This window comes from Lacihabitans sp. LS3-19 (assembly GCF_024343575.1).
GTDB lineage: Bacteria > Bacteroidota > Bacteroidia > Cytophagales > Spirosomataceae > Leadbetterella.
The window spans coordinates 26,476-49,096 of record NZ_RJUA01000004.1 but is presented as its reverse complement, the minus strand read 5'-3'; the positions used below and the strand labels follow the sequence as shown (position 1 = coordinate 49,096).

The 22,621-nt window shown below is 34.6% G+C and carries 22 protein-coding genes; 21 read left to right on the top strand and 1 reads right to left on the bottom strand.

What is annotated here, in order from left to right; translation table 11 throughout:
* Positions 1 to 79: 79 nt before the first annotated feature.
* On the bottom strand, positions 80 to 2,950 hold the full coding sequence (gene gcvP, locus EGI22_RS05615; RefSeq protein ID WP_255066987.1) for an aminomethyl-transferring glycine dehydrogenase: 2,871 nt from the start codon (positions 2,948 to 2,950) through the stop codon (positions 80 to 82).
* A gap of 104 nt (positions 2,951 to 3,054) precedes the next feature.
* Here gcvP and EGI22_RS05610 point away from each other — a divergent pair, with 104 nt between their 5' ends.
* From EGI22_RS05610 to EGI22_RS05510, 21 genes are all read left to right on the top strand, one after another.
* Positions 3,055 to 4,614: a M28 family peptidase gene (locus EGI22_RS05610; protein WP_255066986.1), complete on the top strand. Its 1,560-nt coding sequence runs from the start codon at positions 3,055 to 3,057 to the stop codon at positions 4,612 to 4,614.
* A 325-nt stretch (positions 4,615 to 4,939) separates the two neighbouring features.
* The gene (locus tag EGI22_RS05605; RefSeq protein WP_255066985.1) at positions 4,940 to 5,758 is read left to right on the top strand and encodes a MotA/TolQ/ExbB proton channel family protein; all 819 of its coding nucleotides are present in this window, start codon (positions 4,940 to 4,942) and stop codon (positions 5,756 to 5,758) included.
* 43 nt (positions 5,759 to 5,801) lie between these two features.
* Positions 5,802 to 6,389, top strand: a complete 588-nt coding sequence (locus EGI22_RS05600; protein ID WP_255066983.1) for a biopolymer transporter ExbD — start codon at positions 5,802 to 5,804, stop codon at positions 6,387 to 6,389.
* Between the two features lie 22 nt (positions 6,390 to 6,411).
* Entirely contained in the window at positions 6,412 to 6,969 is a 558-nt protein-coding gene (locus EGI22_RS05595) for a biopolymer transporter ExbD (RefSeq protein WP_255066982.1), read from the top strand.
* A 24-nt stretch (positions 6,970 to 6,993) separates the two neighbouring features.
* Entirely contained in the window at positions 6,994 to 7,827 is an 834-nt protein-coding gene (locus tag EGI22_RS05590; RefSeq protein ID WP_255066981.1) for an energy transducer TonB, read from the top strand.
* A gap of 576 nt (positions 7,828 to 8,403) precedes the next feature.
* A complete protein-coding gene (locus EGI22_RS05585; protein WP_255066978.1) occupies positions 8,404 to 8,937 on the top strand; it encodes a biopolymer transporter ExbD in 534 nt (177 codons plus the stop codon).
* Positions 8,938 to 8,949: 12 nt separating this feature from the next.
* On the top strand, positions 8,950 to 9,768 hold the full coding sequence (locus EGI22_RS05580; protein ID WP_255066974.1) for an energy transducer TonB: 819 nt from the start codon (positions 8,950 to 8,952) through the stop codon (positions 9,766 to 9,768).
* A gap of 93 nt (positions 9,769 to 9,861) precedes the next feature.
* Entirely contained in the window at positions 9,862 to 10,758 is an 897-nt protein-coding gene (locus EGI22_RS05575) for a PstS family phosphate ABC transporter substrate-binding protein (RefSeq protein WP_255066973.1), read from the top strand.
* Positions 10,759 to 10,970: 212 nt separating this feature from the next.
* Complete coding sequence (locus tag EGI22_RS05570; RefSeq protein WP_255066972.1) at positions 10,971 to 12,662, top strand: hypothetical protein; 1,692 nt, start codon at positions 10,971 to 10,973, stop codon at positions 12,660 to 12,662.
* Between the two features lie 128 nt (positions 12,663 to 12,790).
* Complete coding sequence (locus EGI22_RS05565; RefSeq protein ID WP_255066971.1) at positions 12,791 to 13,363, top strand: adenylate kinase; 573 nt, start codon at positions 12,791 to 12,793, stop codon at positions 13,361 to 13,363.
* 136 nt (positions 13,364 to 13,499) lie between these two features.
* Positions 13,500 to 14,492 (top strand): GTPase ObgE, encoded by a 993-nt coding sequence (gene obgE, locus EGI22_RS05560; protein ID WP_255066970.1) that lies wholly within the window; start codon positions 13,500 to 13,502, stop codon positions 14,490 to 14,492.
* Positions 14,493 to 14,615: 123 nt separating this feature from the next.
* Positions 14,616 to 14,990: an NADH-quinone oxidoreductase subunit A gene (locus EGI22_RS05555; RefSeq protein WP_255066965.1), complete on the top strand. Its 375-nt coding sequence runs from the start codon at positions 14,616 to 14,618 to the stop codon at positions 14,988 to 14,990.
* 33 nt (positions 14,991 to 15,023) lie between these two features.
* Positions 15,024 to 15,566, top strand: coding sequence for an NADH-quinone oxidoreductase subunit B (locus tag EGI22_RS05550; RefSeq protein ID WP_255066962.1), 543 nt, complete (start codon positions 15,024 to 15,026; stop codon positions 15,564 to 15,566).
* Between the two features lie 3 nt (positions 15,567 to 15,569).
* A complete protein-coding gene (locus EGI22_RS05545) occupies positions 15,570 to 16,064 on the top strand; it encodes an NADH-quinone oxidoreductase subunit C (RefSeq protein WP_255066961.1) in 495 nt (164 codons plus the stop codon).
* Between the two features lie 11 nt (positions 16,065 to 16,075).
* Positions 16,076 to 17,317 carry an NADH dehydrogenase (quinone) subunit D gene (gene nuoD / locus EGI22_RS05540; protein WP_255067225.1) on the top strand — a complete coding sequence of 414 codons (1,242 nt, stop codon included), beginning with the start codon at positions 16,076 to 16,078 and terminating at the stop codon, positions 17,315 to 17,317.
* Between the two features lie 21 nt (positions 17,318 to 17,338).
* The gene (gene nuoE / locus EGI22_RS05535) at positions 17,339 to 17,827 is read left to right on the top strand and encodes an NAD(P)H-dependent oxidoreductase subunit E (protein ID WP_255066959.1); all 489 of its coding nucleotides are present in this window, start codon (positions 17,339 to 17,341) and stop codon (positions 17,825 to 17,827) included.
* A 2-nt stretch (positions 17,828 to 17,829) separates the two neighbouring features.
* Positions 17,830 to 19,176, top strand: coding sequence for an NADH-quinone oxidoreductase subunit NuoF (nuoF, locus tag EGI22_RS05530; RefSeq protein ID WP_255066958.1), 1,347 nt, complete (start codon positions 17,830 to 17,832; stop codon positions 19,174 to 19,176).
* 26 nt (positions 19,177 to 19,202) lie between these two features.
* A complete protein-coding gene (locus tag EGI22_RS05525) occupies positions 19,203 to 20,303 on the top strand; it encodes a 2Fe-2S iron-sulfur cluster-binding protein (RefSeq protein WP_255066957.1) in 1,101 nt (366 codons plus the stop codon).
* A gap of 3 nt (positions 20,304 to 20,306) precedes the next feature.
* Entirely contained in the window at positions 20,307 to 21,449 is a 1,143-nt protein-coding gene (gene nuoH, locus EGI22_RS05520; RefSeq protein ID WP_255066955.1) for an NADH-quinone oxidoreductase subunit NuoH, read from the top strand.
* An 11-nt stretch (positions 21,450 to 21,460) separates the two neighbouring features.
* On the top strand, positions 21,461 to 22,015 hold the full coding sequence (locus EGI22_RS05515) for an NADH-quinone oxidoreductase subunit I (RefSeq protein WP_255066954.1): 555 nt from the start codon (positions 21,461 to 21,463) through the stop codon (positions 22,013 to 22,015).
* 12 nt (positions 22,016 to 22,027) lie between these two features.
* On the top strand, positions 22,028 to 22,573 hold the full coding sequence (locus EGI22_RS05510) for an NADH-quinone oxidoreductase subunit J (RefSeq protein ID WP_255066952.1): 546 nt from the start codon (positions 22,028 to 22,030) through the stop codon (positions 22,571 to 22,573).
* Positions 22,574 to 22,621 lie beyond the last annotated feature (48 nt).

The following is a 22,621-nucleotide window of genomic DNA, read 5'->3' as shown; positions in this document are numbered from 1 at the left end:
TTAATATTTTAATTTTTGCTATAAAAACAAAAAAGAGCAATTGCTTGCCCTTTTTTTTATAATATAATAATTTCTTCAACTATGCATAAGCTTCAATCGGCTCACAAGCACAAACCAAATTCCTATCGCCATAGGCAGAATCAATTCTACTTACCGATGGCCAGAATTTATTAAATCTCAAAGAAGCATTTGGAAAAGCCGCTTTCTCTCTACTATAAGACTTTGTCCAGTTTTCTTCTAAAACTACCCTCATAGTATGTGGAGCATTTACTAAAACATTATCGTCTGATGGATAAATTCCATTTTCTATTTCTGCTATTTCTTGTCTAATTGATATCAAAGCATCACAAAACTTATCCAATTCAGCCTGAGATTCTGATTCTGTAGGCTCTATCATCAACGTTCCAGCAACTGGAAACGAAACTGTCGGTGCGTGAAAACCGTAATCCATCAATCGCTTGGCTATATCTTCTACTTCCACATGAGCCGACATTTTAAAAGGTCTGCACTCAACAATCATCTCGTGTGCACAGTGTCCGTTAGCTCCAGTATACAATATATCAAAATGTTTAGCCAACCTTGATTTAATATAATTGGCATTCAAAATAGCATATTCTGTTGCTCTTTTCAATCCATCAGGCCCCATCATAGCAATATAGGCGTACGAAATCGGCAAAACGCTAGCACTTCCCCAAGGTGCTGCTGATATGCCATGAATTGCATTTTCGCCACCTGTTTTTATTACAGCATTACCTGGTAAAAACTGAGACAATTCTTCAGTCACACCAATAGGTCCAACTCCTGGCCCACCTCCACCATGAGGTATAGCAAAGGTTTTGTGTAAGTTTAAATGACATACATCAGCTCCAATTTTACCCGGCGAAGTCAATCCAACTTGAGCATTCATGTTGGCTCCGTCCATATATACTTTACCTCCATGACTATGGATTATCTCACATATTTCTATGATAGTTTCTTCAAATACGCCATGGGTAGAAGGATAAGTTACCATCAAGCAAGCCAAATCTTTGGCATGTTCATCAGCTTTAATTTTCAAATCAGCGACATCAATATTTCCCTTTTCATCGCATTTTACAACTACTACTTTCATTCCAGCCATAACTGCAGACGCTGGATTCGTTCCATGTGCTGATGAAGGTATCAGTGCTACATTTCTTTCTCCATTATTATTTGCAGCATGAAAAGCTCTAATTACCATCAAACCTGCTAGTTCTCCTTGAGCTCCAGAGTTAGGTTGAAGTGACACTTTAGCAAATCCAGTTATCTCAGCCAACCAAGCAGTAAGTTCCTCAAACATTATTTGGTAACCTTCCGTCTGGTTTACTGGTGCAAATGGATGAATATTCGCAAATTCAGGCCAAGTGACCGCAATCATTTCAGAAGTAGCATTAAGTTTCATTGTGCAACTTCCCAACGAAATCATAGAATGCACCAAAGAAAGGTCTTTACTTTCTAAAGACTTCAAATATCTCAGCATTTCATGCTCAGTATGGTATTTATTAAATACTGGATGCAGCATATAGTCACTGGCTCTAAATAAATTTTCGGCTATATTAGCCTCTACTTCGGTTTTAAGGTTCATTACCAGACTCTCTCCCCTAGCTTCAGCAAAAATTTCTAAAAGCAAAGCTAAATCTTCTAGCGTCTTAGATTCATCAAATGAAATACTAATATCTTCGGTTCCGTGATATCTTAAATTCACGCCTTTGACTTCTGCTATTTCTCTAATTTTGCTATTATCTAAAACATCAAGCGTAATCGTGTCAAAATAATTTTGATTTAAAACTCTGTAATCCAAACCTTGGATGGTATTGGCAAACAACTTGGTTAAACCATGTATTTTAAGTGCAATCTCTTTTAATCCGTTTGGTCCATGATAAATACAATAGGCTGCTGACATTACAGAAAGCAAAACTTGGGCAGTACAAATATTGGAAGTAGCCTTTTCTCTTCTAATATGTTGTTCTCTAGTCTGCAAGGCCATTCTTAAAGCAGAATTTCCTTCTGAATCTATTGACTTACCTATTATTCTTCCTGGTATATGTCTTTTAAATTCATCCTTTGTGGCAAAAAATGCCGCATGTGGACCCCCATATCCCATAGGAACACCTAATCTCTGCGATGTACCTACTACTACGTCTGCACCCATTTCAGCGGGACTTTTAAACAGCGTCAAGGAAAGTAAATCAACTCCAATACACACTTTAATGTCAGAATTGTGCAATCTTGAAATCAATTCAGTAAAATCAGTTATTTCACCAAATGTATCAGGATTTTGAATCATGGCACCAAAAACATTGGAGTTTTCGAAATCAAAATCGTTCAAATCTCCAACTATAACATTTACGCCAATTGGTATAGCTCTTCCAGTTATTACATCTATTACCTGCGGATGGCATGCATTTGAAATAAAAAAACCGTTAGCATTCTTCTTAGCTCCTTTCTTTAAGTTAAAAAACATAGACATAGCCTCGGCTGCAGCAGTAGCTTCGTCAAGTAGAGATGCGTTCGAAATCTCCATCCCAGTCAAATCAGTAACTATGGTTTGAAAATTCAAAAGCATTTCTAATCTACCTTGAGCTATTTCCGCTTGATATGGTGTATAAGCGGTATACCAGGCTGGATTTTCCAAGATATTCCTTAAAATTACTTTGGGAACAACTGTATCATAGTACCCCCCTCCTATAAATGATTTGTAAACTTTATTTTTAGAGCCTAAAAATTTTAACTTTTCAAGAAGTTGAATTTCTGACAAAGCCTCTGGCAAATTCAATGGTTTTTCAGACCTAATATTCTCTGGTACAGTTTCTAAAATCAATTGCTTAAGGCTTTCAACACCTATTTCTTCACACATTGATTTCAATTCGGCAGAAGTTTTTCCTTGATGTCTTTTTTCGAACTTTTCGGTAGTAATAAGATTTACTTTCATGAAGTTTTGTTTGAGGGAAAATAAAAATGCAAATTTATAAAAACAAACTTCTTGTTTTAAGAAAATGTTTTGATTTATTTGTGTAAAAACAAAAAAACATTTTCATGAACAAAACCCTCATAATCGCCCTTAATTTCCTTTTTGTTTCTGTAGCTATTTCGCAATCTACTGCCTTAAAATATGAAGAAACAATTACTGAATCGGATTTAAAGAAACATTTAACCTATATAGCATCTGATGAACTTGGCGGAAGAGATACCGGTTCTGAAGGACAAAAAAAAGCAGGGGAATATATCGTCAAACATTTAGAAGAATATGGATTGAAACCCATAGTTAAAGCCGAGGATGGAAGTTTAAGCTATTATCAACGTTTCAATGTTTATAAAAATGGTTGGAAAGAATCATATGTTATCATTAACGGAAAAAGAAAAACTTTTTTTAAAGACTTTTTCCCAATCGGTATGGTTAATATTCCGGCAGAAAAAACTATTGAAACAGTTTTTGTTGGATACGGCATAAAAAACGATAATAGAAACGACTATAAAAATAAAAACATCAAAGGAAAGGCTATAATTTTCATTGAAGATTCTCCAAAAGATTTAACTGATCATAAAATTTGGGAGGGAAACCAAGGTCTTAAGAAAAAGCAGACGATAGCAGCAGAATTAGGAGCTAGTTTTATATTTGAAATATCCCTTAAAGAAGCCTCACAATTCAAAACTCTCTCGGCAGAAAGAAAAGCAGTATTATCAAGATTTAATAGAATGGCCATTGAAAAACCAAAATCAGAAACTGAGAGCTCATTACCATCATTTGTGATTTCAGAATCTATGGCGGTGGAAATGTTAGGAATAAATTCTAAAAAACTAGGCCAGTACTTAAATGGAAAAACAAACAATATTTCGACAAAAAAAACTTCAATTAAAATAAAATCTGAAAGAGGTGCTGACCAAATAGAAACCGCCAATATTATGGGATTCTTGGAAGGCACAGACAAAAAAGATGAAGTAATAATTATTTCAGCACATTATGACCATGTAGGTACAGACGATAAAGGTCAAATATACAATGGAGCCGATGACGATGGATCAGGAACTTGTTCAATTTTAGAACTAGCTCAGGCATACTCCAAAGCAAAAGCAGAAGGAAATGGTCCACGTAGAAGTATTCTTTTCCTTTGGGTAACTGGTGAAGAGAAAGGTCTGTTAGGTTCAAAATATTACACAGACATAGACCCAATTATTCCATTAGAAAATACCATCTGCGACCTCAACATTGACATGATAGGCAGAGTTGACAAAAAACATGAAGCAAACCCAAATTATGTATATTTAATAGGTAGTGATAAACTTTCTTCAGAGCTTCATGACATTTCTGAAAAAACAAATGCGAAAACTATAAATTTCGAACTAGACTATGAATTCAATGACCCAAAAGACCCAAATAGATTTTATTACAGATCTGATCATTACAATTTTGCAAAAAACAAAATTCCAGTAATTTTCTATTTTACTGGTGTACATGAAGACTACCATAAACCTGGTGATGATGTAGAAAAAATCATGTTCCCAAAATACGCTAAGATTGTTAAACTAGTTTTCGAAACCTCTTGGAATTTAGCCAATAGAGAAAATAAAATATTGGTCGATAGCAACAAACCCTAAAATGCAAAAAAAAGACTTTTCCAAATTTTCTATTAGTAACATCTAACAATGCAATAGAATAATCCTAAGTATTTAATAATTAGGATAGAAAACATATATTATTCCTATTTTCAAGAATTTTGAATTTACAAATAATAACTAAATTTATAGTTTTTGGAAAATAAATCCTAAAAAAAATTTTATGTTTAAGAGTTTTTAATTAGAATTGCCAAAGAATTAAGTTTCCAAGGTGGAAAAGAATTCTGAATCTTTATAAAAATTACTAAAGATTAAAAAAACAAATAGTTTAATCATTTTTCAAAAACCCTAAAAATTTTCTAATCAAATGGAAAAAAAGACTAAAGCTCCAGCTGCAAAGCCAGCCAAAAAATCTACAGGTATTAATCCTATGATTGTTATCCCAATATTAATGGTGATTGCATTTGCTATCTACTATGTAATATTAGGCTCTGGATCAAACTTTGAAGACCCTGAAACTAAGCACGACCCAAAAAATGCTTTAGGTATCATTTATTCAGGCGGTATTATCGTACCTTTCCTTATCACATTTATGTTAGTTGTACTAACATTTTCACTAGAAAGATTTATCACTTTGGGTAAAGCTGGTGGTTCAGGAGATTTAGATGGCTTTGTAAAGAAAGTAAGAAACTTACTTGACCAAAACAACATAGCTGATGCTATGAAAGAGTGTGAAAAACAAAAAGGAACAGTAGGTAATGTTACTAAAACTGCCCTTGAGAAATACGCTCAACTTCAAACAGACAATGCACTAAACAAAGAGCAAAAACTAGCTGCTCTACAAAAAGAAATCGAAGAAGCTACTTCTTTAGAACTTCCTATGTTAGAGAAAAACCTAACTATCTTATCTACTTTGGCTTCAGTTTCTACTCTTGTTGCCCTATTAGGAACGGTATTAGGTATGATTAAATCATTCTTTGCTCTTGGTTCAGGTGGTGGCTCTCCAGATGCTGCTGCACTTGCAAAAGGTATTGCAGAAGCCCTAATCAATACAGGTCTTGGTATCGGTACTTCAGCTATTGCGATCATGGTTTATAACTATTTTACATCATCTATTGATACTTTGACATACAAAATTGACGAAATAGGAATGAGCCTTCAACAAAATTTTGCTGCTCATAACTAATTTTTCAAAAACAATTGTTAAAACTTAAAACATTTTTAGATAGATGGCACAAGTAAAACCAAAAAGACACGGACCGGCGATGGACATGACTGCTATGTGTGATGTAGCATTCTTATTGTTGACTTTCTTTATCATGACTACTACTTTCAAGAGTCAAGAGACTGTTAAGATTGTTACACCTTCGTCAATTTCCAAACTTATTGTTGAAGAAAAAAACATTGGAACAGTATCTATTACTGATGATGGAAAATATTATTTTGGTATCACAGAACCAGTTGAAAGAAGAGCATTTATTAATGTACTTAATACCAAATTTGATTTGGGCCTAACAGCTGCTGAACAAAATGAGTATACTAAAATTGCAGAAGTTGGTATTGGAAAAGAAGGCTTAAAATCTTACCTAAACCTTAGCAAAGGAGACAGAGAGAAAGCAAAACTTCCAGGAATACCTTGCGATTCAACCAATACTGAATTGGTGGATTGGGTAAAAGCTTATGCTGAATCAAACCCTGCAGGTAACTTAGCGATAAGAGGTGATGTAAAAACGCAATACCCTGCTGTCAAAATTCTTTTTGATGAGTTGGCAAAAGCGAAAGTTTACAAGTTTAGATTAGTAACTAAAGGTGAATAATACCAAAACCTTAATTTAAGAAATGGCTGAAATACAAGAGAAAGACTCCGGTGGTAAAGGCGGAAAAGTAAGGTCAAAAAAGAATTCTGGAAAACCTGACATGACACCCATGGTGGATTTAGGTTTCCTTCTTATCACCTTCTTTATGTTTACCACTACGTTTAGCAAACCAAACATGATGAAGCTAAACATGCCTGAGAAAGACGAAGAAAAGCCTGAAGATCAAGAAACTAGTGAAATTAAATTATCAAACACCATTACAATTTTAATGGGGAAAGATGATAGAGTTTTCTGGTATCAACAGGCTGTAGCGGATGTTACTGCAGCAGATTTAAATGAAACAGATTATTCTGCAACTGGAATAAGGGCTGACATTATGAAAAAGAAACTAGCTGCAATAGATAGTTCCAAATTTACCATAATTCTAAAACCAACTGATGAGGCGACATTTAAAAACACTGTCGACATATTGGATGAAATGGATATTACGGGAAATAAATTGTATGCCATCGTAGATGTTCAAAAGCAAGAAGAAGAGGCATATCAAGAGAAAATGAAAACTCCGAAAGGAGGTAATTAACACTAAGGTTTAATCTCAAAAAATATGAGTAATAAAGCAGACAAAATAACCTTAGACGATATAGTATTTGAAGGCCGTAACAAAGAATACGGAGCATACTATCTAAGGAAAAATTATAGGAGCTATTTGACTCGAGCCTTAATTTACGGAACAAGCATATTTGTATTGTTGTTTGGAGGTGCTTACACCTACAACAATTACATATTACCTAAAATGCAAGCCAATGCTGATAGGGAAGTAGAAATAGACTTGACCCAGTTGAAAGAAGAAGCTCCACCTGAGGAAAAAATAGACATCCCACCGCCACCTCCACCGCCACCGGTAGAACCGCCACCTGAGGTAGCTCAGATTAAGTTCTTACCTCCGGAGCCTAAAAAGGACGAGGAAGTATTAGTAGAGGAACCACCACCACCTGCAGAAAAAATAGAAGTAGCTGTTATTTCTAATAAAACAGTTAAAGGTGTTGAAGCTATAGACGCTTTTGTTCCCCCTCCTCCACCAGAGGAAGTAAAAATTGTGGCAATTGAAAAACCAAAAGAAGAGGAAATCTTTACGGCGGTTGAGCAAAATCCAGAATTCCCAGGAGGAGTATCAGCTATGTATAAGTACTTAGGTGATAATATTAAATATCCTGCAGCGGCTCAAAGAGCAAACGTAGCTGGTAGAGTATTTGTTAAATTCGTTGTTGAAAAAGACGGATCAATTGGAAATGTAGAAGTAATGAAAGGAATAGGTTTTGGTTGTGACGAAGAAGCTATTAGAGTTATCAAGTCTATGCCTAAATGGAATCCAGGTCGCCAAAACGGTAAAAACGTTAGGGTATTCTACAACATGCCAGTGGTTTATAAATTGGATTAATACGAATGGGAAATTTATTCGGAAAAGTTAAAATATGGCTTCAAGCTTTCATAGGCTTAGGATATATCCTACTTGGCACCTATGTAGCAAAGGAAAAATGGTTTTTAACCTTACTCGATAATACAATCGCTTATATTTTAGGAACAATCTTAATACTTTACGGATTGTTTCGAATTTATAGAGCATTTCAAATTCAAAAGGAAGAGTCGTTGTAAAACGACTCTTTTTTTTTGTACTATTTTATACTTCATTCAACATTTAATTTATCTCCTTCCAAATCGAGTTCTTTCTTGGGCTTATAATAAAAAAAATCACATAGATCTTCTTTACTATTTACTTTGTTCCTGCCGAAATCATATTTATTAAATCTACTTTAGATTCTATTTGCTTTTGATAATATAACTATTCAAAAAGCTTGAAAAGAATGCGAATTACTAACCTTTACGTTATATAACTAAATATTTAATTAAAAAAAGCAAAAAAACATTGTTTATTTAAATTTATTTGTTAATTTAGTATCATAAATAAAAAGGGAAGTAAAGTTAGTATTAATGAAAAACTATAAATGAAAAGGAAATGGCAGAGATTGAAGAAAAAAAAGAAGAAAAGAAAAGGCGGCTTGGCTCTACCTCTAAAAAACCAGATATGACACCTATGGTTGATTTGGGTTTCTTATTGATTACATTCTTTATGTTTACTACAAGCTTTACAAAGCCACATATTATGAAATTATTTATGCCTGAAAAAAATGGACCCACAGGTGATGTCGGCATACAGAATAGCATGACCATTTTATTAGGTAAAAATAATGAAGTGTATTGGTACCAAAAAGAGTTAAAAGACTTAAAAGCAAATGACCTAATTAAGACAGATTTTAGTGCCCATGGAATCAGAGAAATAATATTAAACAAAAGAGAATTGGCTCCGAAACCTGAAATTTTTACAGTGATAATAAAACCGAGCAATGATTCAAACCTCAAAAACACAGTGGACTTATTGGATGAAATGGAAATAACCCAAAACCCGAGATATGCACTAGTAGACCTTTTCCCAAGCGAGAAATTGGCCTACGAAAATACAAAAAAGGCACAAATTATGAAAAACAAATAAACAATTACAATTATGAAAAGCAATCAAAACTTCGATGACATTATTTTCGAAAACCGTAACAAAGAATACGGTGCCTACTTTCTTAGAAAAAACTATAGTAATTATTTGACAAAAGCCATGGTGATTGGCAGCAGCATCTTTATTTTACTATTTGGCGGAGCATTTACCTACAATAAATATGTATTGGATAAAAACTCCAATAAAGATATTAATCATGGAACAATAAAATTAATTCCACCACCTCCAGAAAAACCTATTGTTATACCTGAGATTACACCTCCGCCTCCTATAAAAGAAATAGATATACCAAAAGCTACTATAACGTTTCTTCCCCCCGAACCAGTTATAGATAATCTAGACATTATAGAAACACCACCTCCGACTAAGGATGAGATAGAAGGAAAGGTCATTTCAAACAAAACAAATGAAGGTATCGAGTCAAATGGAGCGTTTACAACTCCGCCAAAGGTTCCAGAAATTGTTGAAATTATAAAAGTCGATAATCCAGAAGATAATAAAATTTTCATTTCTGTAGAGCAAAAACCTGAATTCCCAAATGGAACAAAGGCAATGTATGAGTTTTTGTCAAAAAACATTCACTATCCTAAATCAGCAGTAAATGCAGGGGTAACTGGAAAAGTTTTTGTAAAATTTGTAGTAGAAAAAGATGGTTCTATTGCCGATGTGCAAATAACTAAAGGGATAGGATTTGGCTGTGACGAAGAAGCCATAAGAGTAATTCAGTCTATGCCGAAATGGAGACCAGGCAGGCAAAACGGCAAAGAGGTTAGGGTCTACTTCAATATGCCAATTACTTACAAATTGGATTAAAAAACAGCAATAAGTGAGTCTTTAAAAGACTCGCTTATTTGAACTTTATTTATATGGGTTTAGTTTTAAAAATATAAATTTTCAAACAAAAACATGAATAAAATCTTAATCTTGATATTTGGTATTATAATATTAAATGCATGTAATTCAACCAAAGTCGAAGAACCTTCAATAAATAAAGGAACAATAAACATAGCTGTTGACGAATCTATAAAACCAATAATGGAGGCTCAAATAAGCTCCCACCATGTACATTATCCTCACACAAAAATTAACGTAGAATATATACCCGAAACAAAAGGTATAAACATGTTGCTTGATGATTCTGTGACACTAGCGTGTACCACTAGAGAGTTTAATGAATCTGAACTAAAAGAGTTAAAAAACAGAGGAATTAAATATTTACCTGCTAGGATGGCTTTAGATGCAGTAGCGTTGGTTCAGAACAAAAACAATAAAGACACTACCTTGTCACTTTCAGAATTGAAGGTATTATTGACTGATAAAAATTCAAAAACCAAATTAGTTTTTGATAAAAGTAACTCTAGCAATCTAAATATAATTTTAGAAAAACTAAAAATTAAAGAGTTTAATATAGATAATGTTTTTTCTGCAGATGGAACCTTGAACGTTATAGATTATGTAAAAAAATCTCCAAATGCTATAGGGTTTATAGGATTTAACTGGATAAGTGATACCGATGACAAAAAATCCCAAGAATTATTAAACTCTGTAAACGTAATAGCTGTAGGAGAATCCGACAAACTGGGGTATTACAAAATAAATACAAAAAATTTAAATGACAGAAAATACCCACTAGAGCGTTTTGTGTATCTTCATACCTTAACCAAATCATGGGGTGTTGAAAATGGATTTATTAGATTTTGTTGCTCTAAAACTGGACAACTAGTTACAGAAAAAATGGGCTTAGTTCCTTTTTACATAATACCAAAAGAGTTTTTGCTAAACACGAAACCGATTGAAAACTGATAAGTTTTAAAAACAATATTTAAAGCTTCTTAGAATCTTGATATTAAAACTTCTTTAACATTTTGTTAGTAAACCAACGTTTTTTGTAAAAGTCTAAAGGATAAGTACAAAAGATTATTAAAGAAATGATTTTTTCAAACCAACAAAATGCATTAAATTGCAACCTTAAATTGTTTTCAAACCAAACAAATAACCTTATTACTTGTTACGAAATGATGAAGAAAATTGTGAAATCTTATGCTTTGGCTTTACTATTTTTAGTGCCGTTTATTTCAAAATCTCAGACACTAGACGAAGCCATTAAACATTTGGATGCTGAAAGGTATACCGCCGCAAGTAAAGCATTTAACTCGCTTACCGAATCCAGCCCAAGTCCTGAAACTTTTTTTTATAAAGGTTATGGCATTTTAAAAAGCCCGGATGCAACAAATCCAGATAATTTAAAGGCTGCTCAAGCTGCATTTGAAGCTGGGAATGCACTTTCAAAAAAAGGAGACCCTTTAAACGAAGTTGGATTGGGTATGGTGAAACTTGCATCTAAAGATATGGCTGGTGCAAAAACTATATTCGAGGAAGTAAAAAAATCAACTAAGCTTAAAAATGCAGATGTTTTATATAGAATAGCTGAAGCATATACAATGTTTCCGGCTAGTTCAGACCCTGCAGAGGCGATAATGAACATCAATTTGGCTTTGGAAAAATCAAAACTGAAAGATAATCCTGAATACTATTTTGTTAAATCGGATGCTTACATGCTAAAAAATGAAGGCGGTGATGCAATGAATGCCTTAGCAAATGCAGAAAGATTAGGCAAGAAGGGTGGTAAGACTTATGAAAAGATGTCAAGAGTATGGCTGCAAGGAAGAAACTACAAAGAAGCAAATGATGCATTAAATAAAGGTTTAGCTGCAGACCCAACGCATGCCCCAATTCACAGATATCATAGTTCTTATTTGCAAACTATGGGTAAATTCAAGGAATCAGCAGAAGCTGCGAGCCAGTATTTGAAAAATTCTGATGGTGACAGCAAAGCTAAGTTACGTTATGCTAAACTTGCGTTTGTTGCCAAAGATTACGCAAGTGTTAAGAAAACTATAGCTGAAATCAAAGGAACTAATCCTGATCCATATATTTATAGAATGTTAGGTATCATGGATTTTGAAGAAAATAAACCTGTAGAAGCAATTGAAAATTTGAAAAAATTCATTGAAATAGCTCCAGCTGATGAAAGTCCAGCTATGGATTATGGATTTATCGGTAGATCATATATCAGTATGCCAGGAGAAGATGACGTTAGAAACCTTAACGATTCTTTAGGTATATTAAACATTGAGAAAGCAATTCAATTAGGTGACACTACCTTCAATTACTATCAGGATTTAACTGCCACTTTTGCAAAAAATAAAGATTATGCTAAAGCAGCAATATTTGCTGAGAAAAATGCTCAAACAAATAAGAAGGTAAATGCTGGTGACTATTACATGGTATATCAATACTTTAATGCTTCTGGAAACTACTCAAAAGCTAATGAATATGTTGAAAAAGCCAAAGAAGGATATAAAGATACATGGCCTGACTTGTATTATACAAGTGCAAGAGTTAAAACAAACATGAATCGTTCTGACTCAACATACAGTGCTAATTTTGAGTCTTATCAAGAATATCAAAAATATTTAGACCTACTTGGAGAAACAGGAAAAGCTGATGCTAAAAATAAAGCTAAAGTAGTAGAGGCTCTAAAATATTTAGCAGGAAGAGAGTTCCAAGTCAATAAAGATATTCCAAAAGGAATAGCCTATTTTGAAGAAATGGTAAAATATGACCCTGAAAACGAAGCTCTTAAAGGCGAATTAGAAGCCCTCAAGAATCATCATAACCAAACTGGACAAGAAAAGAAACAATAACATTAAAGCCTGAGCAATCAGGCTTTTTTTATGTTTATTCAATATCTCGAAAAAAAGACAAAAAAAATAAAAGTTTCAGAACAAGAACGATTATATTTAAGTCCTAATTAAAACCTCTAGTTTTTCATATGTACAATTTGGTAATTTTTGGCCCTCCTGGTGCTGGTAAAGGAACACAATCAGAAAAAATAATAGCGAAATACAACCTAGCACACATATCCACTGGCGATATGTTTCGTATGCATATATCAAACGATACGGAATTGGGTAAAAGAGTAAAACAAATTTTAGCGGATGGAATGCTTGTACCTGATTCAATAACTATAGATATGTTAGAAGAAGAAGTTACGAATAATCCTGATGTTAAAGGCTTTATTTTTGACGGTTTTCCAAGAACTGTACCCCAAGCTGAAGCATTGGATAAATTTCTTGAGAGTAAAGGCTCGAAAGTAAATTTAGTTTTACAATTAGAAGTAAATCAAGATATTATCAAAGAGAGAATTGCTGAAAGACAAAAAGTAAGCGGAAGAGCAGATGACGATGCTTCAAAATTGATTAAAAGAATAGATGAATACTTCTCAAAGACAGTCCATGTATTACCATATTACCAAGCTCAAAACAAGGTAGATAAAGTAAACGGTATTGGTAAAATAGATGATATTTTTGATGATATTTCAAAAGCAATTGATAAAAGCCTTTAGTACTCGCCCTTTATAAAAAAACTCCACTTCACAAAGTGGAGTTTTTTTATTTAAAAGGCCTGAAAGAAAGCAAAACGAGAATTTTTGATAAGAAACACTTTAAAATCCTTACTTTTGCATAAAATTTCTCTTTTAGATGACTTCAAACTTCATAGATTACGTAAAAATTAACCTCAAATCCGGAAATGGCGGAAGAGGATTCACTCACTTTAGAAGAGAGAAATTTGTAGATAAAGGTGGCCCAGATGGCGGAGATGGAGGAAGAGGTGGTCATATTATACTAAAAGGTAACAAGCAACTTTGGACTCTAATACATCTTAAATACCAAAAACACATAAAAGCAGGTCATGGTGTAACGGGAGCTAAAAGTAAAAGTTCAGGAAAACAAGGTGAAGATATAATAATCGAAGTGCCATTAGGTACAATTGCCAGAAATGCTGAAACAAATGAAAAGATTGCCGAAATAATAGAAGATGGGCAAGAGATCATCGTTTTAAACGGTGGAATGGGCGGACTTGGAAATCATCACTTTAAAACTAGTACTAATCAAGCTCCTGAATATTCGCAGCCTGGAATGCCCGGATTAGAGATATGGTGTGTACTAGAATTAAAATTACTTGCTGATGTAGGATTAGTAGGATTTCCAAATGCAGGAAAATCCACTTTACTTTCCACAATTTCTGCTGCTAAACCTGAAATTGGCGACTATCCATTCACCACATTGGTACCTAACCTTGGTGTAGTGCAATATCGCGACTTCCAGTCGTTTGTAATGGCTGATATTCCTGGAATAATAGAGGGAGCATCAGAAGGTAAAGGTCTAGGTACGAGATTTTTGAGGCATATCGAAAGAAATAGTAATTTACTTTTTTTAATAGATGGATCTGCCGAAAACCCACTGAAGGAATATAAAACACTAATAAAAGAATTAGAAAAATTCAATCCAGAATTATTGGACAAAAACAGGATTTTGGGTATTTCTAAAATAGACTTATTAACGGAGGCTCAAAAGAAAAAGATTGAGAAAAAAATCCCTGAAGGCCTTCCTTATGTATTTTTCTCTTCAAAAACCCAACAAGGCCTATTGGAACTTAAAGACGTTATATGGCATAATTTGAACGAGCAATAAATTATAAAATTCTAAGAAATACGTTAAACAATTCAATAATCTTAGAAGTTAAATAGATTAGCTATCATAAATTTTGTTTCTATACCTTAAGCTGTTAATTTTGCACCAAAATTCTGAACAAAAATGAACAAAGGCCTTCCTCAAGATTATTTACCGCTGCTGATTCAATTTAGCTTAGCCTTGGGTTTTGTGGTAATGACAATTTTTGCCTCAACATATTTAGGCCCAAGATTAAGAAGCAAAAGAAAAGAAGATCCTTTTGAATGTGGAATTGAAAGTCAGGGAGATGCAAGGCTTCCAATGTCTGTAAAATACTTTCTTATAGCTATCCTTTTTGTACTCTTTGATGTAGAAATAATTTTCATGTATCCTTGGGCAGTAAATTTCAAAAAACTGGGCTGGTTTGGTTTTACTGAAATGCTGATGTTTGTTGGATTTTTAATGGCGGGATTCTATTATATTATAAAAAAAGGAGTTTTAAACTGGGATGAAGATTAATAATTTTAGACTGGACAAATTGATTGTGTTGATATGAGTAAAATTAAAATGGTAGATGCTCCTGAAGGATACGAAGGGGCTGGTTTCTTTGCCACTTCATTAGATAAAATTATCGGTATGGCTAGAAGCAATTCCCTTTGGCCTCTGCCTTTTGCAACATCTTGTTGCGGAATAGAATTCATGGCTTCCATGGGTTCACACTATGATATTTCCAGATTTGGATCAGAAAGGCCCAGCTTTTCGCCAAGACAAGCTGATATACTGATGGTAATGGGAACTATTGCAAAAAAAATGGGTCCAGTCGTAAAGCAAGTTTACCTTCAAATGGCAGAACCTCGGTGGGTAATGGCAGTAGGGGCATGTGCCTCGTCTGGCGGTATTTTCGATACTTATTCAGTTTTGCAAGGCATAGATAGGGTTATCCCTGTTGACGTATATGTACCGGGCTGTCCTCCAAGACCTGAGCAAATCTTAGATGGTTTGATGCAAGTGCAAGAAATAGCAAAAAATGAATCGTTAAGAAGAAGAAATACCGATGAATATCGGGAGCTTCTTGAATCTTATAAAATACTTTGATAAATGAATCAATCAATTGTTGAAGACATTGTTAGTCACTTTGGTGAAAAAGTTTTTGAGTTTGAAGAGCCTTTCGGACTTTTGACATTTACTACCCATGCAGAAAATCTGATAGAGATTGTAAGTTATCTTAAAGACCATCCTACTTTCAAATTTACTTTTCTTACAGATGTCACAGGCATACATTTACCTGACAATACTGGGAAAGAATTTTGTTCAGTTTGCCATTTGCATAGTTGGGAAAATCGCGTAAGACTTAGAATTAAAGTATTTGTTCCTACTTCGGCTCCAATTGTACCTTCTTTGACACCTCTTTTCGAATGTGCCAATTGGTTAGAGAGAGAAGCTTTTGATTTCTTTGGAATATTGTATAGTGGCCATCCTAATTTGAAAAGAATTTTGAATATGGATGAAATGGACTATTTCCCAATGCGAAAAGAGTATCCAATGGAAGATGCCACCAGGAATGACAAAATAGACGCAATGTTTGGAAGATAATATTGAATATGATGGAAGAAACGACAAAATTAGCTCCTAACAATACAGCAGATGCATTAGCACTAAATGTGCCTATTGTGTCGGATACAGACCAATCTATATTAAACCTTGGGCCGACTCACCCAGCTACACACGGAATTTTCCAGAATATTCTGACCATGGAAGGGGAGAAAATTATGGATAGTGAGCAAACAGTTGGCTATATACATAGAGCGTTTGAAAAAATAGCAGAAAGAAGACCTTTCTATCAGATCACTACCTTGACTGATAGAATGAACTATTGTTCGTCGCCAATAAACAATTTTGGCTGGCACATGACTGTAGAAAAACTTCTTCAAATTACTGTACCGAAAAGAGCCGAATATATTCGTGTAATCATGATGGAATTGGCAAGGATAGCCGACCACTTAGTTTGTAACTCTATTTTGGGTGTTGATACTGGTGCGTATTCTGCATTCTTGTATGTTTTTCAAGAGAGAGAAAAAATATATGAGATTTACGAAGAAATGTGTGGTGCTAGACTAACCACCAACATGGGTAGAATAGGCGGAATGGAAAGAGACCTATCCCCTACCGCATTCAAAAAAATCAAAGATTTGATATACAACACCTTACCAAAGGTGATGAAAGAATTTGAAACGCTTTTTGATAGAAACAGAATATTCAGAGATAGAACCGTTAATGTTGGTCCGATAACGGGCAAAAGAGCGATGGAGTATGGTTTTACAGGACCAAATCTAAGAGCGGCTGGTATAGATTATGACATGAGAGTAATAGAACCTTATTCATCTTATGAAGATTTTGATTTTGAAGTACCAGTAGGTCACAACGGAGATACCTTTGATAGGTATATGGTAAGAAATGCTGAGATCTGGGAAAGTATGAAAATCATTCGCCAAGCAATGGAAAACCTTCCCGAAGGTCCATATTATGCCAACGAAGACCATTATTATTTACCTCCAAAGAAAGATGTATATAATAACATGGAAGCTTTAATCTACCATTTCAAAATTGTAATGGGAGAAATAGATGCTCCTGTAGGCGAAGTTTATCATGCAGTAGAAGGTGGAAATGGAGAATTAGGATTTTACTTAATTAGCGATGGAGGTCGTGCTCCATTTAGATTACACTTTAGAAGGCCAAGTTTTATTTATTATCAAGCATTTGGTGAAATGATAAAAGGACTAACAATATCAGATGCTGTGCCAATTTTAAGTAGTTTGAACGTAATAGCTGGCGAATTAGACGCCTAATAATTAGAATATTAAATAAATATGTCGGATAAGATAGCTTTTTCGGAAGACAGGTTAGCTAAGGCAAAAGAAATCATATTGCGTTACCCAGAAGGGAAACAAAAATCAGCTCTTTTGCCACTTTTACACTTAGCACAAGAGCAGTTTGGATGGGTAAGTGCAGCCTCGATGGACTACATAGCAGAAATGCTACAGATTGAGCCTATTGAAGTATATGAAGTTGCGACATTTTATACAATGTTTCATCTTGAACCAGTGGGAAAACATGTAATTGAATACTGTCGAACAGGTCCTTGTTGCACTATGGGTGGCGAAGAAGTTTACGACCATTTAAAAACTAAACTTAAAATCGAAGCTAATCAAACTACTAGCAATGGCTTGTTTACACTAAAAGAAGTAGAATGTTTGGCTGCCTGTGGTTGGGGACCATGTTTTCAGATAAGAGAAAAGTTTTATATGCATTTGACCAATGAGAAAGTTGATGGTATAATCGAAGAACTCAGTAAATAATAATGGCGAAAGGAATAAAAATATTAACCGAACATATAAATACCCCAGGTATTGAGACTTTTGAAGTCTACAAAAAATCAGGTGGATATGCTGCTGTAGAAAAAGTCATTAAAAAAATGACCCCTGAGGAAGTTGTAGAGGAGGTAAAAAAATCAGGTGTAAGAGGAAGAGGCGGTGCAGGTTTCCCTATGGGAATGAAATGGAGTTTTTTGGCTAAACCAGAAGGTGTACCAAGATATTTGGTTTGTAATGCAGACGAATCTGAGCCAGGAACATTCAAAGACCATTTTTTAATGAAAAGCATTCCTCATTTATTAATTGAGGGAATGATAGTTTCTAGTTTTGCTTTGGGTGCACACAAATCTTTTATATATGTAAGGGGAGAACTTATGTATGTAATTAGAATTTTAGAAAAAGCAATAGAAGAGGCTAAAGCCGCAGGATATTTAGGTAAAAACATTTTGGGCTCAGGTTATGACCTTGAATTGGTGGTACAACCAGGAGGTGGAGCTTATATATGTGGTGAAGAAACTGCACTTTTAGAATCTTTAGAAGGAAAAAGAGGCAATCCAAGAAATAAACCACCATTTCCAGCAGTAAAAGGACTCTACCAAAGTCCTACTGTAGTAAACAATGTTGAATCTATAGCCAACACCCCTTGGATAATCAACAATGGAGGTGATGCGTATGCAGCTCTTGGTATTGGAAGAAGTACCGGCACAAAATTAATTTCAGCATCTGGACATATCAAAAACCCTGGTGTTTATGAGATTGAATTAGGATTGCCAGTTGAAGAATTTTTATATTCTGACGAATTTTTAGGTGGTATCAGAGATGGCCATCACCTAAAAGCAGTTGTAGCTGGAGGTTCGTCTGTTCCGATTTTACCTGCAAATTTGTTCTTAAAAACAGCAAACGGAGAAGACCGATTGATGTCTTACGAGTCTCTATCTGATGGTGGATTTGCCTCAGGTACCATGTTAGGGTCTGGAGGATTCATTGCTATGGACGAAACTACTTGTATTGTTAGAAATACTTGGAATTTCTCCAGATTCTATCATCATGAATCATGTGGTCAGTGTTCACCTTGTAGAGAAGGAACAGGCTGGATGGAAAAAGTGCTTCACAGAATCGAACACGGTCATGGAAACATGAGAGATATAGATTTGTTAGTAGATGTGGCTAAGAAAATAGAAGGCAATACAATATGTCCATTAGGCGATGCAGCAGCTTGGCCAGTAGCGAGTGCTATCAGACACTTTAGGGATGAGTTCGAATGGCATGTAAAATACCCAAAAGAGGCTACAATGAAAGGGGCGGTTTATGTGAAAGAAGAGGTTTTAGTTTAAACAAATAAGAAATTTAAGGCATATCTATGGATACTCCTCAATTGATAAAAGTTACGATAGACGGGCAAGAGGTACACGTTCCTGTTGGTACTACCATTATGGAAGCTGCAAGACAGATTGGGCCAGATGTAGCTCCTCCTGCTATGTGCTATTACAAACCACTAAAAGGTTCTGGTGGAAAATGCCGAGCTTGTTTGGTAAAAGTTAGCCAAGGATCAGAAAAAGACCCAAGACCAATGCCTAAATTGGTGGCTTCTTGCATTACCGGAGCTCAAGATGGCATGGTTGTGGAAAATTTCACAAGTCCAGAGGTTGTAGAAGCAAGGAAAGGCGTTGTTGAGTTTTTACTATTAAATCACCCATTAGATTGTCCTGTTTGTGACCAAGCTGGAGAATGCCATTTGCAAGATTTCGCTTTCGAAAACGGAGTCGGAACTACGCGTTATGAAGAAGAAAGAAGAACTTTTGAACCTGAGAATTTAGGTGACAATATTCAATTGCACATGAACCGCTGCGTTTTGTGTTACAGATGTGTTTACACAGCTGACCAAATTACTGACAAGAGAGTCCATGGCGTGATGTATAGAGGTGACCATGCTGAAATAAGTACTTATATTAACAATGTTATTGAAAATGACTTTTCAGGAAATGTTATTGATGTTTGTCCGGTTGGAGCATTAACAGATAAAACGTATAGATTTAAAAGCAGAGTTTGGTTTTCAAAACCTGTAGATGCACACAGAGATTGTGATAAATGCTGCGGAAAAGTAAACCTTTGGTATAAAGGCGATGAAGTAATTAGGGTAACAGCCAGAAAAAACCAATGGGGAGAAGTAGAAGATTTTATTTGCAATTCTTGTAGATTTGATTCTAAAAAAACTGCCGATTGGGTAATAGAAGGACCTACCAAAGTAAAAAGAGCATCTGTGATTTCTGCCAATAAATATCCTAAAAACGAAATCAAAAAACCTGCTTTTGCATTAGATTATGCTGCTCATAATTTCAAGAAAATTAATGATGACAGACCATATTACAAAAATCTTAAAGAAGTAAAAGGCTCTGAAGACTATAAAGCTTTGATGGAACAGAATGCAGAATTTTTCCCAAAAGAAACGAGTAAAAAGTAAAGTATGGAATTTATATTATTAATAAAAGGACTCATCATTCTTACCATATTTGCCTTGAGTTTGGGCATAGCGGCTTATGAAACCTACTTTGAACGTGTCATTGCAGCCTATATTCAAGATAGAGTTGGACCAGACAGAGCAGGTCCTTTCGGTATTTTACAACCTTTGGCAGATGCCGGAAAACTATTCTTTAAAGAAGATTTCATTCCAACATTAGCTGACAAAGGCCTTTTCATTATAGGCCCTGGCATAGCAATGCTAACTGCCTTGATGTCAAGTGCGGTTATTCCTTTCGGAGATACTTTATTGATTAAAGGACAGTACATTCCTGTACAAGGTATGGATGTAAATATCGGTATTCTTTGGGTGTTTGGAATAGTTTCTTTAGGTGTTTACGGTATTTTGATTGGAGGTTGGGCATCAAACAACAAGTATTCTTTGTATGGAGCCATTAGAGCTGCTTCTCAGAATATATCTTATGAATTAGCAATGGGCATCACGCTTTTGTCTGTAATTGTAGTAACAGGCTCTTTATCAATAAGGACTATTGTAGGTTTACAACATGGCATCGATTGGAATATTTTTTATCAGCCCGTTGGTTTTTTAATATTCGTAACTTGCTCACTAGCAGAGTGTAATCGTACTCCTTTCGATTTACCTGAATCTGAAAATGAATTGGTTGCTGGATATCATACCGAATATGGTTCAATGAAGTTAGGGCTTTATTTATTTTCTGAATACGTAAACATGTTTATTTCTTCAGCTATTATTGCTAGCTTGTTTTTAGGTGCATATAATTACCCAGGAATGGATTTCGTACATTCTTTCTTAACAGGTAAATTAGGCGAAAGCTTTGGTCATAACTTGGCAACGGTATTGGGAATATTAGTATATATATTAAAAATATTCTTCTTTATTTTTGTATTTATGTGGGTCCGTTGGACACTTCCAAGGTTCAAATATGACCAATTAATGAATATGGCCTGGAAATGGATGATGCCGCTATCTATTGTGAATTTAATAATTGTAGCTGCTGCCGAACTTTCACCTTATCCATTATTATTTAATTATATAGGTTTAGCAATTTTTGCCTTCTTATATTTCGGAAGTAGGACAGTTTATAATAATAAAAAAAGTAAACTTTAAGATTTTAAAGTATGCAATTAACAAATAGATCTAAAAAAACTGATAAGTCAGACTTAAGCGTACTTGAGAAAACTTATTTCCCTGGTGTAGCTAAAGGAATGGCTATTACTTTAAAGCATTTTTTTTCTAAAAAAGCTACTATCAGGTATCCTGAAGAAAAAAGATACTTAGGACCAGTTTTCAGAGGCCATCATATTCTAAAAAGAGACGAGGCGGGTAGAGAAAGATGCACTGCTTGTGGACTATGTGCTGTTGCTTGTCCTGCAGAAGCTATTTCAATGGTTGCAGCGGAACGTGTAAAAGGAGAAGAACATTTATATCGAGAAGAAAAATATGCTGCCAATTACGAAGTAAATATGCTAAGGTGTATTTTCTGCGGATTATGTGAAGAAGCTTGTCCTAAACAGGCGGTATATCTACGTCACGATAAATTTGTACCAGTATTTACATCGAGAGACCAGGTAATATATGGCAAAGACCAATTGGTAGAAGACATGGACAACAGATATACAAGAGATGCATGGACTAAAGAAGACATGCAAGAACTTTGGGAAAAACAGAAGTAAAAATTAGTAATTATGCATTTTCTAGAAATAATAAAAAATTTAAGTTTGGTTCAATGGGCATTTTATTTTTTGTCTATTTTAACCTTGTATGGTGCTTTAGGTACTATTCTTTCTAAAAACCCAATACACAGCGTAATCTATTTAGTAGTGACATTTTTCTCTATTTCCGGGATTTATATCATGTTAAATGCCCAATTTTTAGCTGCAGTTAATGTGATTGTATACGCGGGAGCCATCATGGTCCTTTTCCTTTTTGTTTTAATGTTCTTAAACCTAAAGGAAGAATCCACAGAAATGAAAACCAGTCCAATGCTTATCGCCGCCGTTTCCACTGGTTTACTTTTAGGATTAATTTTGATAGCGACAATCCGTAAAGCTGAAATAACAAGAGTGAATTATAATGATTTTGACCCTAATACTGGTTTGATCGAAACGCTAGGAATGGTTTTGTATAAAAACTATATGTTGCCATTTGAATTGGTTTCGGTTTTGTTTTTAGTAGCAATGTCCGGAGCAATTTTATTAGGAAAAAGAGAAAAAGGAGAAAGTCATTTTTGATTATCCTGAAAAATAGTATTACATTTAAAAATATTTGAGGTCAATCGA

Coding starts and splice junctions, on each gene's coding strand:
- gcvP (WP_255066987.1), bottom strand. CDS start 2,950: ATGAAAGTAAATCTTATTACTACCGAAAAGTTCGAAAAAAGACATCAA.
- EGI22_RS05610 (WP_255066986.1), top strand. CDS start 3,055: ATGAACAAAACCCTCATAATCGCCCTTAATTTCCTTTTTGTTTCTGTA.
- EGI22_RS05605 (WP_255066985.1), top strand. CDS start 4,940: ATGGAAAAAAAGACTAAAGCTCCAGCTGCAAAGCCAGCCAAAAAATCT.
- EGI22_RS05600 (WP_255066983.1), top strand. CDS start 5,802: ATGGCACAAGTAAAACCAAAAAGACACGGACCGGCGATGGACATGACT.
- EGI22_RS05595 (WP_255066982.1), top strand. CDS start 6,412: ATGGCTGAAATACAAGAGAAAGACTCCGGTGGTAAAGGCGGAAAAGTA.
- EGI22_RS05590 (WP_255066981.1), top strand. CDS start 6,994: ATGAGTAATAAAGCAGACAAAATAACCTTAGACGATATAGTATTTGAA.
- EGI22_RS05585 (WP_255066978.1), top strand. CDS start 8,404: ATGGCAGAGATTGAAGAAAAAAAAGAAGAAAAGAAAAGGCGGCTTGGC.
- EGI22_RS05580 (WP_255066974.1), top strand. CDS start 8,950: ATGAAAAGCAATCAAAACTTCGATGACATTATTTTCGAAAACCGTAAC.
- EGI22_RS05575 (WP_255066973.1), top strand. CDS start 9,862: ATGAATAAAATCTTAATCTTGATATTTGGTATTATAATATTAAATGCA.
- EGI22_RS05570 (WP_255066972.1), top strand. CDS start 10,971: ATGATGAAGAAAATTGTGAAATCTTATGCTTTGGCTTTACTATTTTTA.
- EGI22_RS05565 (WP_255066971.1), top strand. CDS start 12,791: ATGTACAATTTGGTAATTTTTGGCCCTCCTGGTGCTGGTAAAGGAACA.
- obgE (WP_255066970.1), top strand. CDS start 13,500: ATGACTTCAAACTTCATAGATTACGTAAAAATTAACCTCAAATCCGGA.
- EGI22_RS05555 (WP_255066965.1), top strand. CDS start 14,616: ATGAACAAAGGCCTTCCTCAAGATTATTTACCGCTGCTGATTCAATTT.
- EGI22_RS05550 (WP_255066962.1), top strand. CDS start 15,024: ATGAGTAAAATTAAAATGGTAGATGCTCCTGAAGGATACGAAGGGGCT.
- EGI22_RS05545 (WP_255066961.1), top strand. CDS start 15,570: ATGAATCAATCAATTGTTGAAGACATTGTTAGTCACTTTGGTGAAAAA.
- nuoD (WP_255067225.1), top strand. CDS start 16,076: ATGGAAGAAACGACAAAATTAGCTCCTAACAATACAGCAGATGCATTA.
- nuoE (WP_255066959.1), top strand. CDS start 17,339: ATGTCGGATAAGATAGCTTTTTCGGAAGACAGGTTAGCTAAGGCAAAA.
- nuoF (WP_255066958.1), top strand. CDS start 17,830: ATGGCGAAAGGAATAAAAATATTAACCGAACATATAAATACCCCAGGT.
- EGI22_RS05525 (WP_255066957.1), top strand. CDS start 19,203: ATGGATACTCCTCAATTGATAAAAGTTACGATAGACGGGCAAGAGGTA.
- nuoH (WP_255066955.1), top strand. CDS start 20,307: ATGGAATTTATATTATTAATAAAAGGACTCATCATTCTTACCATATTT.
- EGI22_RS05515 (WP_255066954.1), top strand. CDS start 21,461: ATGCAATTAACAAATAGATCTAAAAAAACTGATAAGTCAGACTTAAGC.
- EGI22_RS05510 (WP_255066952.1), top strand. CDS start 22,028: ATGCATTTTCTAGAAATAATAAAAAATTTAAGTTTGGTTCAATGGGCA.